Annotated in this window: 9 protein-coding genes, 2 tRNA genes and 1 pseudogene; 5 read left to right on the top strand and 7 right to left on the bottom strand. The window is 71.4% G+C overall.

Translation table 11 applies throughout. From position 1 onward, the window contains the following. On the bottom strand, positions 1-1,232 hold a 1,232-nt coding region (locus AC0680_RS07215; RefSeq protein WP_478625664.1), incomplete at its 3' end, for a HAMP domain-containing protein. A 124-nt stretch (positions 1,233-1,356) separates the two neighbouring features. Here AC0680_RS07215 and AC0680_RS07210 point away from each other — a divergent pair. Continuing rightward, a complete protein-coding gene (locus tag AC0680_RS07210) occupies positions 1,357-3,210 on the top strand; it encodes a SpoIIE family protein phosphatase (RefSeq protein ID WP_478625663.1) in 1,854 nt (617 codons plus the stop codon). 180 nt (positions 3,211-3,390) lie between these two features. Then, on the top strand, positions 3,391-5,040 hold the full coding sequence (locus AC0680_RS07205) for a long-chain fatty acid--CoA ligase (protein WP_478625661.1): 1,650 nt from the start codon (positions 3,391-3,393) through the stop codon (positions 5,038-5,040). A 75-nt stretch (positions 5,041-5,115) separates the two neighbouring features. On the opposite strand, the gene AC0680_RS07200 is transcribed toward AC0680_RS07205, so the two are convergent. Both AC0680_RS07200 and AC0680_RS07195 read right to left on the bottom strand, forming a co-directional pair. Next, on the bottom strand, positions 5,116-9,405 hold the full coding sequence (locus tag AC0680_RS07200; protein ID WP_478625659.1) for a PAS domain-containing protein: 4,290 nt from the start codon (positions 9,403-9,405) through the stop codon (positions 5,116-5,118). Positions 9,406-9,596: 191 nt separating this feature from the next. Then, positions 9,597-10,310, bottom strand: a complete 714-nt coding sequence (locus AC0680_RS07195) for an SSI family serine proteinase inhibitor (protein ID WP_478625657.1) — start codon at positions 10,308-10,310, stop codon at positions 9,597-9,599. Positions 10,311-10,553: 243 nt separating this feature from the next. Here AC0680_RS07195 and AC0680_RS07190 point away from each other — a divergent pair. Both AC0680_RS07190 and AC0680_RS07185 read left to right on the top strand, forming a co-directional pair. Further along, positions 10,554-10,644 (top strand) — tRNA-Ser (locus tag AC0680_RS07190). A gap of 653 nt (positions 10,645-11,297) precedes the next feature. Then, positions 11,298-11,370, top strand: a tRNA-Arg gene (locus AC0680_RS07185). 149 nt (positions 11,371-11,519) lie between these two features. On the opposite strand, the pseudogene AC0680_RS07180 reads toward AC0680_RS07185, so the two are convergent. Together AC0680_RS07180 and AC0680_RS07175 are read right to left on the bottom strand one after the other, a co-directional pair. After that, positions 11,520-11,834: pseudogene (locus AC0680_RS07180) on the bottom strand (site-specific integrase); the annotation flags it as partial. 337 nt (positions 11,835-12,171) lie between these two features. Beyond that, entirely contained in the window at positions 12,172-13,011 is an 840-nt protein-coding gene (locus tag AC0680_RS07175; protein WP_478625655.1) for a M55 family metallopeptidase, read from the bottom strand. Between the two features lie 232 nt (positions 13,012-13,243). Between AC0680_RS07175 and AC0680_RS07170 the strand changes: the two genes are divergently transcribed. Then, positions 13,244-13,873: a C39 family peptidase gene (locus tag AC0680_RS07170; RefSeq protein ID WP_478625654.1), complete on the top strand. Its 630-nt coding sequence runs from the start codon at positions 13,244-13,246 to the stop codon at positions 13,871-13,873. 13 nt (positions 13,874-13,886) lie between these two features. Here AC0680_RS07170 and AC0680_RS07165 read toward each other — a convergent pair whose 3' ends face one another. Both AC0680_RS07165 and AC0680_RS07160 read right to left on the bottom strand, forming a co-directional pair. Next, positions 13,887-14,789: a threonine ammonia-lyase gene (locus AC0680_RS07165; RefSeq protein WP_478625653.1), complete on the bottom strand. Its 903-nt coding sequence runs from the start codon at positions 14,787-14,789 to the stop codon at positions 13,887-13,889. A 59-nt stretch (positions 14,790-14,848) separates the two neighbouring features. Next, complete coding sequence (locus tag AC0680_RS07160; RefSeq protein WP_478625652.1) at positions 14,849-15,895, bottom strand: D-alanine--D-alanine ligase family protein; 1,047 nt, start codon at positions 15,893-15,895, stop codon at positions 14,849-14,851. Positions 15,896-16,028 lie beyond the last annotated feature (133 nt).

Genomic DNA, 16,028 nt, shown 5'->3' with positions numbered 1-16,028 from the left:
CAGACCCCGGAGACGCCTCTGACCTGGGCGCGGCCGCCGAGCTGGCCTTCGGTGCCGACCTCGCGGGCGACGCGGGTGACCTCGTCGGCGAAGGCCGAGAGCTGGTCGACCATCGTGTTGATCGTCGACTTCAGTTCGAGGATCTCGCCCCGGGCGTCCACAGTGATCTTCTGGCTCAGATCGCCGTTGGCCACCGCCGTGGTGACCTGGGCGATGTTGCGGACCTGCCAGGTCAGGTTGGACGCCATGAAGTTGACGTTGTCGGTGAGGTCCTTCCAGACCCCGGAGACGCCTCTGACCTGGGCGCGGCCGCCGAGCTGGCCTTCGGTGCCGACCTCGCGGGCGACGCGGGTGACCTCGTCGGCGAAGGCCCGCAGCTGGTCGACCATCTTGTTGACGGTCATCTTCAGCTCCAGCAGCTCGCCGGTGGCCTCGACCGTCACCTGCTGGGTCAGATCGCCGCGCGCCACCGCCGTGGTGACCACCGCGATGTCGCGCACCTGCGCCGTCAGCCGCGACGCCATGGTGTTGACCGCCTCGGTCACATGCAGCCAGTCGCCGGAGAGCCCCTGGACCTTCGCACGACCGCCCAGCCGGCCTTCGGTGCCGACCTCCCGGGCGACGCGGGTGACCTCGCCGGTGAACAACGAGAGCTGGTCGACCATGCGGTTCACCCCGCTGCCCAGGCGGCGCAGATCGCCGTGCAGCTGGCGGTTGCCGTCGTGCAGGTCGACGTGCTGGGTCAGATCGCCGTCGGCCACCGCGTCCAGCACCCGGGTGGCCTTGGCGAGCGGCACGACCAGCGCCTCGAGCACGGTGTTGGCCGCTTCGATGTTCGTCGTCCAGGTCCCCTGTCCGGGGCTCGCGGAGATCCGCTCGTCCAGCCGGCCCTGGCGGAGGATCTCGCCGCGTACGCGCTGCAGCTCGGAGGCCAGATGGACGTTGCGGGCGACGATCTGGTGGAAGACGCCGACCATGTCGGCCAGCACACCGTCCGGCGTGCCGCCGTCGGGGAAGCTCTCCACGCGGGTGGTGAAGTCCCCGTCACGCAGGGCGTTCATCGCCGCGAGCAGCGGCCGCAGCTCGCTGGTGCGCACCCACTGCCCGTCCCCGTCGGACCGGGCCGCGGCGGGCGGCGGTGTGGCGGGCGGCGACGGCGCGGTGGGCCGCGACGACACGGAGCGCCCGGCGGGCGCGGAGGCGGATTCGGGTGGGGGCGGGTCGAGAGCCATGGCGCACCATCCCCCGGTGGTCGTTGTGAAGAGGTCCTATTCCTGCAGAATGATCAATTTGGGCGGATATGACATAGTATAAAGCGCTCGTAATTAGTTTTTCCCGGCACACTCAGGGGGCACAGTGGCAGCGCTGTCCTCCCCGTACTCGACGGAATCCGTGTCCCGGAAGGGGCTGCCGGCCAATCAGCTCGCGGCCTCCGGAGCGCGGAAATTCGTGCGCGCGCTGCTGACCGAACGGGCGGGCGCACCGCCCGCCACGGCGGGTCCCGGCGCCGCGGCGATCAGCTCGGAGCTCATCCACACCGCCGTCCTGCTCACCAGCGAGCTGGTCACCAACGCCGTGATGTACGCCGGCACGGACATCGACGTCACCTGCCGCCTGGAGCACGGCCCGCCGCCCGATGCCGAGACGGGGGCCGGCCGGGCGAAGGTGGGCGTGGTGGTGGAGGTCTCCGACCGCCACCCGGCCCGGGGCGTACGCGGTGGAGTGGACGCCCGGACCGGTGAGCCGGGCTACGGCCTCCAGCTGGTCGGCGCGCTGGCGGAGTCCTGGGGGGTGACCTACCGCAAGTCGGTCAAGACGGTCTGGTTCCGGCTGGAGGCGACCGAGGGGGAGCCGGCCCTCGTCGGCACCGCGCCCGAACCGCGCGGCGCCGAGCCCCCGGTGCGCCTGGCCCACCCCGTCGGCCAGCGCGGTCATCTGCGCGGCCACCCCGCCGAGTGGGCCGACCGCGGCGGCCCGTCCTTCCTGGCCGAGACCAGCGAGCTGCTGGCCGGGCAGCTCGACCAGGACATGGTCACCGCGCTCGCCGCCCAGCTGCTGGTGCCCCGGCTCGCCGACTGGTGCGCCATCTGGCTGAGCGTCGAGGGCGGCGGAATGCAGCTCTCCCGCGTCTGGCACGTCGACGAGCGGCGGATCAATCCGCTCCGCGCCGACCTGGAGAGCGAACCGCCCGTCGACATGGTCCGTACCGCCGGCACCCCCTGGCCCTGGCCGGAATGCGCCGGTGCGGCCCCCTCGGGCGGCTCCGCGCTCGCCTTCCCCCTGGTCGCCCGGGACACCGACCTGGGCGTACTGCTGCTCGGCCGGTCCGGGCACCTGCAGATGACCGACACCGTGGTGCGGATGGTCGAGGACGTGGCGCGCCGGGTCGCGCAGGCCGTGTACACCGCCCGCCAGTACACCCGGCAGACCACGATCAGCCTGGCGCTCCAGCGCCGGCAGCTGCCCGCGTCGCTGGCCAGCATCGTCGGCGTGGACACCGCGATCGTCTACGAGCCGCACGGTGAGGGCCAGACCGTCGGCGGCGACTTCTACGACGTCTTCCCGATGGGCGACCGCCGCTGGTGCTTCCTGCTGGGCGACGTACAGGGCAAGGACCCGGAGGCGATGTCCGTCACCGGACTGGCCCGGCACCTCGTACGGCTGCTGGCGCGCGAGGGCCATGGCGTCGAATCGGTACTCGGACGACTGAATCTGGCCATGGCGGAGGAGAGCGCCGAGGCGGTGGAGCTCGGCGGTGAGCAGGCCAGCTCCCGCTTCCTGAGCCTGCTCTACGGCGAGCTGGAGGTCGACCCCGGCGTGCCCGGAGCGCGCTGCACGGTCGCCAGCGCCGGCCATCCGCCGCCGCTGCACATGTTCCTCGACGGCGCCGTCGAGCCGGCCTCCGAGCCCCAGATGCTCCTGGGCATCGACGAGGGCACCGAGTACCAGGCCAGCTCCTTCGATCTCGCCCCCGGCGAGACCCTGCTCTGCGTCACCGACGGCGTCACCGAACGCCGTTGCGGCAACTGGCAGTTGGACGACAACGACGGTCTGATCGAGGTTTTGAAGGACGGCCTGGGCCTGGGAGCCAAGGCGCTGGCCGAGCACGTCCGGCGCGCGGCGCACGACTTCGGCACCGGCCCGGTCGAGGACGATCTGTCGGTGCTCGTCCTCCAGGCGGTGCCGCCGACGGTCGACCCGCGGCCGTGAGCGGCGAACCGCCGGCCGGGCCCGGTTTGCGCCCGTTCTTGCTGATCAGTGGCCGTCCGCGGGCCCGTACACGGTGTCGAGAGCTGGCAAGAAACACACCCCCGGGGGCGTGACATACCGCGCGGTATGCGATGACAATCGCAGCACCACTACCCGCCCGTAACAAAGCGGAGGCACCCGGTGCTGAGCACGATGCAGGACGTACCGCTCACCGTCTCGCGAATCCTGGACCACGGATCGACGGTCCACGGTGAGTCGCAGGTCATCACCTGGACCGACGGTGAACCGCACCGGCGCACCTTCGCCGAGATCGGCCGTCGGGCCGCGCAGCTGGCCCATGCGCTGCGCGACGAGCTGTCGGTGGCCGACGACGAACGGGTCGGCACCCTCATGTGGAACAACGCCGAACACATGGAGGCATACCTCTCCATCCCCTCCATGGGCGCGGTACTGCACACCCTCAACCTGCGCCTGCCCGCCGAGCAGCTGGTGTGGATCATCAACCACGCCGAGGACCGGGTCGTGCTCGTCAACGGGAGCCTGCTGCCCCTGCTGGCGCCGCTGCTGGCCCAGCTGCCCGAGGTCGAGCACATCGTCGTCGTCGGCGCGGGCGACACCTCCGTCCTCGAAGGCGCGCGGGCCCGGGTGCACGACTACGAGGAGCTGCTCGCCGGGCGGCCGGAGACCTACGACTGGCCGGAGACCGACGAGCGGGCGGCCGCCGCGCTGTGCTACACCTCCGGGACCACCGGCGACCCCAAGGGCGTGCTCTACAGCCACCGTTCGCTGTATCTGCACTCGATGCAGGTCAACTCCGCCGAGGCGTTCGCGCTGACCTCCCGCGACATCACCCTGCCGGTCGTGCCGATGTTCCACGTCAACGCCTGGGGGCTGCCGCACGCCGCGTTCATGGCCGGTGCCTCGCTGCTGATGCCGGACCGCTTCCTGCAGCCCGCGCCGCTCGCCGAGATGATCGAGACCGTACGGCCCACGGTCGGCGCCGCCGTCCCCACCATCTGGCAGGGCCTGCTCGCCGAACTGGACGCCACACGGCGGGACGTCGCCTGTCTGCGGACGGTCGTCATCGGCGGCTCGGCCTGCCCGCCGGCCCTGATGCGAGGCTTCGAGGAGCGGCACGGCATCCGCGTCGTGCACGCCTGGGGCATGACCGAGACCTCGCCGCTGGGCTCGGTCGCGCACCCGCCGGCCGGCGTGAGCGGCGAGGACGAGTGGGGCTACCGCGCCACCCAGGGCCGCTTCCCGGCGTCCGTGGAAGCCCGGCTGATCGGGCCCGGCGGCGAGCGGCTGCCGCACGACGGCGCGTCGGCCGGCGAGCTGGAGGTCCGCGGACCGTGGATCGCGGGCGCGTACTACGGCGGCGCACAGGGCGGAGCGCTGCGCCCCGAGGACAAGTTCAGCCCCGACGGCTGGCTGCGCACCGGCGACGTCGGCACCATCACCCCGAACGGCTATCTGACCCTGACCGACCGCGCCAAGGACGTCATCAAGTCCGGCGGTGAGTGGATCTCCTCCGTCGAGCTGGAGAACCACCTGATGGCGCACCCGCATGTCGCCGAGGCCGCGGTGGTCGCCGTACCCGACGACAAGTGGGGCGAGCGGCCGCTGGCGACCGTGGTGCTCACCCAGGGCGCGACCATCGGATACGAGGAGCTGAAGGCGTTCCTCGGCGAACGGATCGCGCGCTGGCAGCTGCCCGAACGGTGGGCACTGATCCCGGCGGTGCCCAAGACGAGCGTGGGCAAGTTCGACAAGAAGGTGCTGCGCAGGCAGTACGCGGACGGGGAGCTGGACGTCACGCTGCTGGCCTGAGCCGGGCGGCGAGCGAGGCCGGGAGTCCGCGGTGCGGGCTCCCGCCCTCGCACCGCTCGCCGCCGCGTCGGTCCCTCAGTTCGTACCGATCTTGGCCAGCAGGTCGACGATCCGGGCCTGCACCTCGGCGCTCGTCGAGCGCTCCGCGAGGAAGAGCACCGTCTCCCCGGCCGCCAGCCGCGGCAGCTGCGCCGGGTCCATGTCGGCGGAGGTGTAGACGACCAGCGGCGTGTGGTCGAGCAGGCCGTTGGCACGCAGCCAGTCGACGATGCCGGCCCGCCGTCGGCGCACCTGCATCAGGTCCATGACGACGAGATTCGGCCGCATCTGCGTCGCCAGGGTGACCGCGTCGCTGTCCGCCCCGGCCCGGGCGACCTGCATCCCGCGCCGCTCCAGCGAAGCGGTCAGCGCGCCCGCGATGGCGTCGTTCTGCTCGATCAGCAGCACCCGCGGCGGGTGCTGCTCGCTGTCCCGCGGCGCCAGCGCCTTGAGGAGCACGGCCGGGTCGGCGCCGTACGCCGCCTCCCGGGTGGCCTGCCCCAGACCGGCCGTCACCAGGACCGGGACCTCGGCCGCGCCCGCCGCCTGACGCAGCGACTGCAGCGCGGTGCGGGTGATCGGCCCGGTCAGCGGGTCGACGAAGAGCGCCGCCGGATACGCCGCGATCTGAGCGTCCACCTCCTCGCGGGAGTTGACGATCACCGGGCGGTAGCCGCGGTCGCTGAGCGCCTGCTGGGTGGCGACGTCCGGCGCCGGCCAGACCAGCAGCCGACGCGGGTTGTCGAGCGGCTCGGGCGGCAACTCGTCGTCCATCGGCAGCGGCTGACGGTCCACCACCTCTATCGCGCCGTTCGGGCCGTCCAGCGGCTCGGGGCCCTCGCTGCCCTCGTCGGGCGCGGAGATCGCAAAGGCACGGCCTTCACTGGCGTCCATCAGATGCGGCTGCGGCTGCGGCTGGGCCGGCTGCTTGGGCTGCGCGGGGACCGGGCTCCGGTCCGGCTGCTCGCCCTGCTGCGGCTGCGGCTGCGGCGCGCCCGGGTGCGGACGCGCCCCGTCCGCCGCGGAGTCGGCCGCGAGGGCGCGCTCGCCGTCCTGCGGGGGCGCGGCGAGCTTACGGCGCCGGCCCGAACCGGCGGACGTCCCACCGGGCGGTGTGCTGCCGGGCGGCGCCGGCGGACGCTGCTGGTCGGCGATCTGCTGGGCGAACGGCACGCCCTGCCCGAGCGTGCGCACGCTGAACGCCCGGGAGTGCCCCGCCGACTGCCCGTCGTCCTCGGTGGCGGGCGGCAGCGGTTGACGGTGCGCCGGCGCGGGGGCGTGTCCCGCGGCCTCCTCGGCGGGGCTGGGACGGCCACGGCGGCGGCCGGTGGGCGCGGGGGCAGCCGGGTCCTGAGGCGTCTGGGGCGCGCCGCCGTTCGGGGCCGGGGCGGTCCCGGGCGCCCGGAGCGCGTCGTTGCCCGCCACCGGGCCCATCCCGGGCGCCAGGCCGGTTCCCGTCCCGGTCGCCGACACCGGATCCGTCGCCCCGGCCGGCTCGACGGGCTCGGTGCCCCCGGCCGGACCGTCGGCCTCGGCCGCCTGCGCCACCAGCCCTTCGGGACCCGCCACGAACGTGCCGGACGACTCGGCGTCGGCCATCGCGGCCGCCGCGCGCTCCTCGGCGGCGGCGCGCCGGGCCCGCCGACGGCCGGTCGGCTCGGCCTCCGCCGCACCCTGCGGCGCACCGGGGGCGGCGGCCGCCTCCAGCTCGTATGCGGACTGTTCCGCGGGCGCCGTCGGCTCCGGGCCACCGGCCACTGGGCGGCGGGCACGACGGCGCCCCGTCCCGGCGCCGTCCTGCGCGGGCACCTGCTCGGCGGCCGCGGGAAGTGCGGGCAGCGCGGACTGCGCCGGCTGCGGGGTCTGGTCCGCCGCGGCGGGCGGCAGCGCGAAGGCCGTGCGCGCACCGGCCGACTGCTGGGCACCGGCCGCCGCGGCCGCCTGCACCCGCTCGCCCTGCGCGGCGCGCTCGGGCGCCTCGGCCAGCGCCCGGCGCGCCCGCCGGCCGCTCGGCTGGACGGGGCCCAGACCCTGCGGCTGCGCCTGGCCGGGCACCTGCGGCGGAACCGGAGCGGAGGCCTGACCGGAAGCCGGGGCCTGCCCCGGAACGACGGCCCGGCCCGGCACCTGCGGACGGGCGGGCACGGGCACCGGACCCGAGGGAGCGGCACCGCCCGGAGTACGTGCCGGTGCGCCCGCCGAGGGCTCCTGAGGGCCGGCGGGCTGCTGCCCGGGCGCCTGGCCGGCGCCGGCCGGCAGCGCGGGCAGCCCGCCGCCCTCCGGCGCGTCCTGCCGGGCCCGCCGACGACCGGTCGGCGGTACGGCCTCGGCCCCCGCCATACCCGGCGGCAGCCCCGTACCATCCGTGCCCGCCTGCGGGCCGGCCGCCGCCGCACCGCCGTCCTGCGGACGCGCCTCCGGGCCGCCGTCCCGCCGCGTGCCCTCGCCCGCCGTACCACCCGGAACACCGGCACCCTGCGTACCGCCGGCCACCGGGCCGTTGCCCGCCCCCGCGGCCGGTGCGCCCGACTCCGCGTTCTCTGCGTTCTGCTCCGCGCCCGCGCGCCGGGCCCGCCGACGGCCGGTCGGCTGTGCGAGGGGCTCACCGGCCCCGCCCGTGGCACCGTCACCCTGCGCCCGGCCCTCGGCGCCCGCGCCCTGGTCCACGGGCCCCTGGCCGCCGTCCGCCGCATCGCCCTGCGTGCCGCGCGCACGGGCAGCCGGGACCGGCATCACCGTCGTCTCGTTGCCGACCGGCCCGTCCGCCCGGTCCGCGCCGGCCGTCGCCGTGCCGTCCGCCGACACCGGCAGCTCCAGCACATACGCGCTGCCGCCCGCACCGGGCCCACCGCCCTGCGCCCCCGGCACTTCGTGTGTCTGCATCAGCCCGCCGTGCTGCCGCACGATGCCGCGCACGATCGGCTCATGGACCGGGTCACCGCCGTCGAACGGCCCGCGCACCTCGATCCGTACGACGTCGCCGCGCTTGGCCGCCGCCACCACGATCGTCGAGTCACCGGGGATCGCCCCCATGCGCCCGCCCGCACCGGGCCCGGCCTCACCGACCGGCATCCGGCCCGTGGAGTCCACCCCCGCGACATCCGCGATCAGGTGCGACAGCGCCTGCGCGATCCGCTCCGGGTCCACCACCGCCTCTATCGGCGGCGCGTGCACCGCGAACTGCGCCCGGCCCGGCCCGATCAGCTCGATCGCGCCCTCCACACCCGCGGCGACCACCGCGTCCAGCGACACCTTGGTGCGGTTGAGCTTCTCCTTGCCCGAGTCCAGCCGCTGGTAGCTCAGGACGTTGTCCACCAGCGTCGTCATCCGGGCGTGACCGGCCGCGAGGTGGTGCAGGATCTGGTTCGCCTCGGGCCACAGCTGGCCGGCCGGATCGGACGCGAGCGTGCCCAGCTCGCCCTTGAGCTCCTCCAGCGGCCCGCGCAGCGCCTGGTCGAGCACGGCGAGCAGCTGGGCGTGCCGGGCAGCCAGCGCGTCGAGGGCGCGCCGGTCGGTGAAGGTCATCACCGCGCCGACCAGCTGATCGCCGTCCCGCACCGGCGCCGTCGTCAGATCGACCGCCACCGCGCGCCCGTCCTTGGCCCACAGCGCCTGACCGCGCACCCGGTGCTTGCGCCCGGACTTGAGCGTGTCGGCCAGCGGCGTGTCCTCCCACGGCAGCGCCGACCCGTCCGCCCGCGAGTGGTGGATGAGCGGATGGAGTTCCTTCCCGCCCAGCTCGCTCGCCCGATAGCCGAGGATCTGCGCGGCCGACGGGTTGACGAGGACGACCTTCCCCTCCGCGTCGACCCCGACCACGCCCTCGGCCGCGGCCCGCAGGATCATCTCGGTCTGCCGCTGCTGGCGGGCCAGCTCGGTCTCGGTGTCCAGCGTGCCGGTGAGATCCCGTACGACCAGCATCAGCAGCTCGTCGCCCGTGTAGCCGTTGCGGTGATCGGCGTACGCGGCCTCGAAGGCGCTCTCGTACGGGGTCCGCCCGTCCTCCAGGTTGGCGCTGGTCACCTCGACCAGCAGCTCGGTGCCGTCGGTACGCCGCGCGACCATCCGCGTCGGCTTCGTCCGCTGCCCCTCGATCTCCTCGTCCCGGCGCCGCATGGAACCCGGGATGCGCTTGGAGTCGAAGGACGGCAGCAGATCGAGCAGCCCGCGCCCCACCAGGGCCGTACCGGGTGCCTCGAAGGTCTCCAGGGCGATGGTGTTGGCGTTGACGACCGTGCCGTTGCAGTTGACGAGCAACAGCGCGTCGGGGAGGGCGTCGAGTATGGCTGCGAGGCGAGCAGCGCCTCGGGATGGCCTGCTGCTCACGAGACGCTTCCCTCCTGTTACCGCACCGTGCCGACCCACCGTGGCGGATCGCTGGGATGGAGTCTACGGGCACTTGCCCGCGACGCGGAGGCGGATGACGAGGAGGTAATGGCACGGCCGTGGGCGACTCGCCGCACGCCCGACATGTGCCCCTCGTCCTGACCTGGCGCGCTACTGCGGCACGAAACAGGTCACAAAGTGGTCCGGGGGAGCAGAGGTTCGAAGCGGCTCCAGCGGCTGATCTCACATCCGTTGGTGCGCTTGAAGTCGGCGTCGACCGGACGCCCCGCCCAGGTTCCGGACACGTGCGCGGTGGCCGGACCGCCGTACATCATCGTGCACTGCGCGCTCTGCGGAACGGGGGCGAACGGGTCCTTGCCCCACTTCGTCATCTCGTCCAGCTTGTCGCAGGCGCGCCTGGCGTCGAGGTGGCTGCCGCGGCCGGGGTGGCAGTACAGCTCGAAGGTGCCGTCGGTGCGGACCGAGCCGGAGCCGTGGACGGTGACGGTGAGGTGGTCGCTGGGCGCACGATGGCGGCCCGCGCCGTGGGCGGGGCTCCGTCGGTCGGCGATCCCCCGCTGCCCCTGCTGCCCGTGCCGTCCAAGGCGTCCGTGCTGATCGACGACGCCGAGGTCGCCGATGCCGTCCGCGATGCGGGTGATGTCGGCGACGTTGGTGATGTTGTCGATGCTGCCGATGCCGGTGCCGTTGGTGATGTCGACGGGCGTCGGGTGGCCACCGTGCCCGTGGTGGCTCGCACCGCTCGATCCGCTCGTGCCGCCACCGGACCGGTGGTGCGGCAGCGGGATGGGGGCGGCCGACGCGGCGGACGACGCCAGGGCCAGTGCGGCGGTGGCGGCGGTGGCGGCCGCGGCGATGAGGGAGGGGGTCCGGCGGTGCGGCATCACAGGCTCCAGAGAGGCGAGTGCGGGGCGGTACGCGGTACGTACGCGCCGGGGGCGCACGACACGCGTGTCGCCACGGCCCCAACACTCCTAACGCGCCGCCGCCCCCGACGTTGCGCCGCAGGAACGTCTTTGCCGGGTGGCCCGCGCGCCTAGTACCGTAGGGGGCGATTGGTGACAGCCCTTGGAGCTGTGCCATCATCTGGACACACCACAGCGTGCGTGCGCGCATGTGGAGTGTGTGGAGGCGTCGCCTAGTCCGGTCTATGGCGCCGCACTGCTAATGCGGTTTGGGGCTTACCCCCCATCGAGGGTTCAAATCCCTCCGCCTCCGCTCTTCTTCGCTCAGGCCCCGGTCACTCCGACCGGGGCCTGAGCGCTTTTGCGTACGGGGGCCGGACGGGGCGGGTGCGATCCCAGGGCGCGCGAGCGGGGCGGGGCGGGTGCGATGCCCGGGTGCGCGAGCAGGGCAGGGCGGGTGTCATGCCCGGGTGCGCGAGCGGGGCCGGCAGGGCGCGGGCTGGGCGGGCTGGGCGGGCACGCGAGCGGGAGGCGGGTGCGAGGCGGGGCGGATACGGGGCCGTTGTCCCGCGTCGCACCCCACATGATCACCGCCGCCTGATTCCGACACCCCGCGTCGACACCCCGCGTCGAGACCCGGCACCGACACCCGCACCGCGCACCACGAATCCCGACCTCTGACGCCTGACGCCCTCGGGCCGCGCAACGTGATCACTGACTTCCGACGCCCCGGGCCGGGCCGCTACGCCCCCTCCCGCCCCGGACCGCTTCGAAGAGGACTGCACCCGCCCGAACTTCGTCCGGATCATCGAGAACGCTCCCCGGCCCCCGCAGTCCCCAGCAGCCACCACGAGCGCATTTCCGCAGGTCAGAGGGGCTGTGCCTAATGGATTTCGCCTCACGGCGCAGGTCATGTAATGTTGTTCCCGCAACGCCGACCGGCAAGAAAAACCGCCGGAAAGCCAAGCGCTCGTAGCTTAACGGATAGAGCATCTGACTACGGATCAGAAGGTTGCAGGTTCGAATCCTGCCGAGCGCACAGCAGACCGGAGGCCCCGTTCGATATCGAACGGGGCCTCCGGTGTTTCTGTTGGCGGCAGTGATTGACGGCAACCGCCTCCGAGCGCTGGCGTGGCGGATCGAGCTGTGGCCCAGGACTTCCATGATCATGCGGGCATCGGCGCCCTGCTCGTGGAGCAGTGACGCGCATGTGTGACGCAGGTCATGAAAGCCGACTCGGTGGACCTCGGCGCGGGCGCACAGAGCCTCGAAGGACCGGTTCAGGTTGCGCGGCTCGATGGGCGTCCCATTTTTCGTGGTGGAGGCCGGGGCGTGCCCGTTTCCCTTCAGGGTCTCTCCCGTCGCCTTCCTGTCGGTGATCTGCTGGGCCGAGGAGGACCGCCGGCTCCTGGCCGCGGCCCATAGCCGGTTGGTCCGGGCCGTGGGCAGGAGCCGGCGCCCTTCCTTGGCCGCGAGCGGTTCGATCTCGTGCTTCGTGCCCATGCCCAGCTCGACGTTCCGGGCCACGTTGCGCGGCAGCTCGTCCTCACGCACCGCGTGCTGGGGGGCGGCACGCAGGAGCACCAACAGGCAACGCACGGTCCGGTCGGACGGGAGCTTCTTGCAGCACTTCCCGAGGGCGCAGCACCGCTGCTTGTGCTTGGGACGGTTCCTGTCCTTGCCCCTGCGCGCAGCACTGGGAGGTGGCGGCCGTCTTGAGCCTTGAGCCTGGCCGGCTTCTCGTGTGCGTCGTCCCAGGTCCCTGCCGTAGATGCTGCGCCGCTCGTAGGGGGTACGTACGTGGCCAACCCGGGCGGGGAAGAAGGCGGCTGAACGTGGCTCAGCAGTACGGGACCTGATTGGTCAAGGTCGCTGCCACCCGCAGAAAGACTCCCAGCAGCCGATAGAGGTCTGGCAGCTGCGCCGTCACCTCGACGGTCCTGCTCTCGCTCCGTGTCACGCCGGGGATTCCGAGCAAGTGGGTCGCTACCGCCGCTGACTGCCAACGGACCGCAAGTGTCGCCGGCTTCTGCCCGGGAGCCCGTTCACGAGAGGAGGCGAGGCGGCTGGCGACGGCGCTGTGGGCGGCGGCCTGGATGGCCGCACGCGACTCTGCCGGGGGCCGCAGTTCGGCGGCGAACCGGTCGCGAGCCGTCTTGACGGCGACAGTTGTCACCTCGCTGTCCCACTCTGCCATTTCGACGCACGCGGCATCGTCGCCCGACAGCAGTGCGACGGGAACCCCGATGGCTGCTGCCGTGGCATGCAGCAGTCCGATCTCCCCCACCAGGCGGCCGTCGAGCCACATGTCCTCGATCTCGTGCCCCATGAAGCTGTGGCTCATAACCCCCGGCGACCCGGCCCTCGCATGGAACCCGACGCACAGCACGACGTCGAAGTCCGCCTCCAGACCTTCCAACATGCTCATCGGCTTCGACCGCCCCTTGATCAGACGGGCCCGCGGATGCAGCTGATCCGGGAGCAAGTTGCGCATCGGACCGTGCGCGTCGTTCACCAGGACGTCGGTCGCACCACCGGATAAAGCCCCCCGAATCGCGGCATTGACGTCTTCGGTCATCATCATGCGGCCGTGTTCGTAATCCCTGCCCGGCGGCTGTACGTCCTCCGCGTCCACGAGGCCGGTAATACCCTCCATGTCCGCGCTGATGTATACCCTCATGTGGACGCCCTTACGTGGGTCGGAAAGCGGTCTCGTCGGCAGTGGCGTTTTGCCCGGGCGCTAGGGGTGGCTGAAAATCATTGGCTTGTTCTGTGTGGGTGGCATCGTCGGTTCGGCGTCCGCGGGAGACGCCATGCTATCGTCACGATTCGCATCGTCATGATTCGCATCGTCATGATTCGCTCTGCTCGCCATGTGAATTGCGTGCGTGCGACCGGCCTGCGGAAGGAATATGGGGAACATTTCGGTCCGGCATGACGTGCCGTATTACTCGCAATGGGAATCCGCGGAGCTTGTACCTGATCTGCTTTCCGGGCAGGTAAAGGCTGAAGATGATCCTTTCTGGCGTCGCTCGGGGGCGGATACCGCTGAGGACTACGCCTTCTGGTCGTGGCGCATCTGCGGTATGGCCTGCCTGCGCATGGCCCTGGAATACTGGAACCTGAACCCTCCACGTCTCGTGACCATGGCCCGGGAGTTCCTGGACGCCGGCGCGTACGTACGCCGCGAGGACGGCGTGGACGGCCTCATCTACGCTCCGTTCGCCGAGTACGCCGTGAAACGGTGGGGAATCGAGGCCGAGGTTCACGGAAGGCTGGCAACCGAGGAGATCCCGGGTTTCCTGGAAGACGGCAAGCTGGTCATGCTCTCCGTCCACCCTTCGATCCGCGAGCCGGGTAGTACACCTCCCGGCCGCGGCGGGCACTTGGTCCTCGCCGTCGGCAGCTCGCCCAGCCACCTCCAAATCCATAACCCGTCGGGCCTACCAGGCGTTTCCCAACGCTTCGCCGAGGTGTCATGGGAGCTGCTGCCTCGGTTCTTCGCGCAGCGGGGGGTCACCTTGGGGATCAGCGGTCGGTAGGGCCGGGCTCGGGTCAGCCAAGGATGCAGTCACTCCAGGTCTGATCATCAATGTTGCCGCCGGAGACCACGCAGAGTGCCACCTTTCCGGGATCGGGATCCTGCAAGGCCGCCGCGAACGCCGCAGCCCCCGCCCCCTCGGCCCGGATGCCGGCCTCGGCCCACAGAATTCGCATGGCCCGATGCAACTCCACGTCGGTGACGGTGCGTATCTCCAATTCGTAGTCCCGGCAGGCCTGGAAGGACCGGTCCCCGATTCGGCGAACCAGCAGTCCTTCCGGCAGTCCGCGGGCTGCGTCCAGGGTGATCCGGCGTCCGGCCCGCAGCGACATTTGCATCGCAGGTGCGCCTTGGTACTCGACCCCTACGATCCTGGTGGACGCCTCGCCCCATTCGGCGATACCTGCTGCCACCAGACCTCCCCCACCCACCGGCACGAATGCGGCGTCGGGGAGATCGGCGTCCTCGCGCACCTCGCGGTAGAGGCTTCGATGGCCCTCGATGATGTCGGGGTCGTCGAAACTGTGCACGAAGACGGCGGCGTTCTCGTCGGCGAACCTGCGCGCGAGAAGCTCGCAATCGTCGTAGCCGCCGTCCACGAGAACGACCTGAGCGCCGGTTCGGATGATCCTGTGTTGCTTGGCCAGGGGAGTTGTCCGGGGAACGAACACCCGCAGGGCCAGGCCGTGGGCCAAGGCCGCTTCCGCCAGACCCGACGCGTGGTTCCCGGTCGAGGCCGTGACGAGCGCGCTGCCCTCCGGCAGCCCCGCCACTTTGTGGGCATTGCCCCGGTATTTGAACGCCCCGGATATCTGGTGGGTCTCATCCTTGACGAGGATGCCCCGCCATCCGTGGGGCTGAAGCCGGACGACGCGGGTGCGAATAGGCTGGAGCCGTTCCTTCTGCTGTACAGACATTGCCGTCCCATCAGTGTCGCGACCGAATACATGTGTTCGTTCAATGGCCGACGGCCTGGTCAGTGACTGATGTCGTACTCCTTGACCTTGTCTCGCGCGGGACGGTCGTCGTAGTCGCTGGATGCCGCGATGACGAGGTCGGTGATGGTGCGGCCGACCGATGCCAGCGCCATCGGGAAGATGCTGCCGGACATCAGGCCGGGCAGAGTGTTGATTTCCAGGAAGTACGTTTCGTCGTCCCTGACGAGGAAGTCGCAGCGAGCAAAGGTTGCTACCTCGGTCGCCTCGAAGAGCGATTGCGCGTAGTCGCGGATGGCCTTGGTCGTGGGGTCCTCAGTGCACAGTTCGATACGTGCATGTCCCTTGGTGTGCTTCTCCTCGTGACCGAAGAAGCCCTGGGACACCACCTCTGCCACCGGAAGGTCGATGAAGTGCCCGTTCTCCCGGTACACGCTGCAGGAGTACTCGCGGCCGCTGACGAACTCCTGTACCAGGACCTGGTTGTCATACGGCGCGGCTTGTGCGACTGCCTCCGCCAGGGTCTGCTCGCTCGGATCGCGCAGGCACGTCGTGAGCAGCGAAGCGCCCATGCGATTGGGCTTGACCACGAGGGGACCAGGGCCGATCTCTTGCAGGACGCGTTGTGCGTCGAACGACTCTGTGCGGGCCAGGACAGAGCGCGGAGTGCGCAATCCAGGCAGCAGAGCGGTCGCCACGCCGGCCTGGAGGTACTTGTTCATGCCCAGGGCGGAGGCCAGCGTGGGACCGAAGTTCCCCCGGATCCCGAAGACTTCGGCCAGACCCTGCCAGCCGCCGTCCTCCCCCTCGTTCCCGTGCAGCAGGGAGAAGACGAACGAGCGGCCCGACTTGAGGCGTTCGACAGCCGTGCCCAGGGGCAGAACTTCGCCTGCACGGAGTGACGCCTCCTCCTGAGGCCACGGCCCCTGGTCGAAGACATGGGCCGCGCCTTTGCGGTCGATATAGAAAACGGAATCGACGACTACGCGATCCGGCTCTTTGAGTAATTCGTCGAGTACGTGGTGGTAGCCGTGAAGGGACGCATCATGTTCGGTGCTCCGGCCGCCGACAAGGAGCGTGATGTGCAATGACACAAAATACCTCGGAATCGTGATGGCTGAGACCTCTGCAAAAACCAAGCCTCAAGGCTAGACACCCGTTGACAATCGAGTCAATGTATTAACCATGCACTTGACTGATAGGTGTGCCTCGGGGCCGGAA

This window comes from Streptomyces sp. NPDC043738 (genome assembly GCF_056436545.1).
The sequence above is the reverse complement of the archived record's forward strand: the minus strand, read 5'-3'. Positions and strand labels throughout refer to the sequence as shown.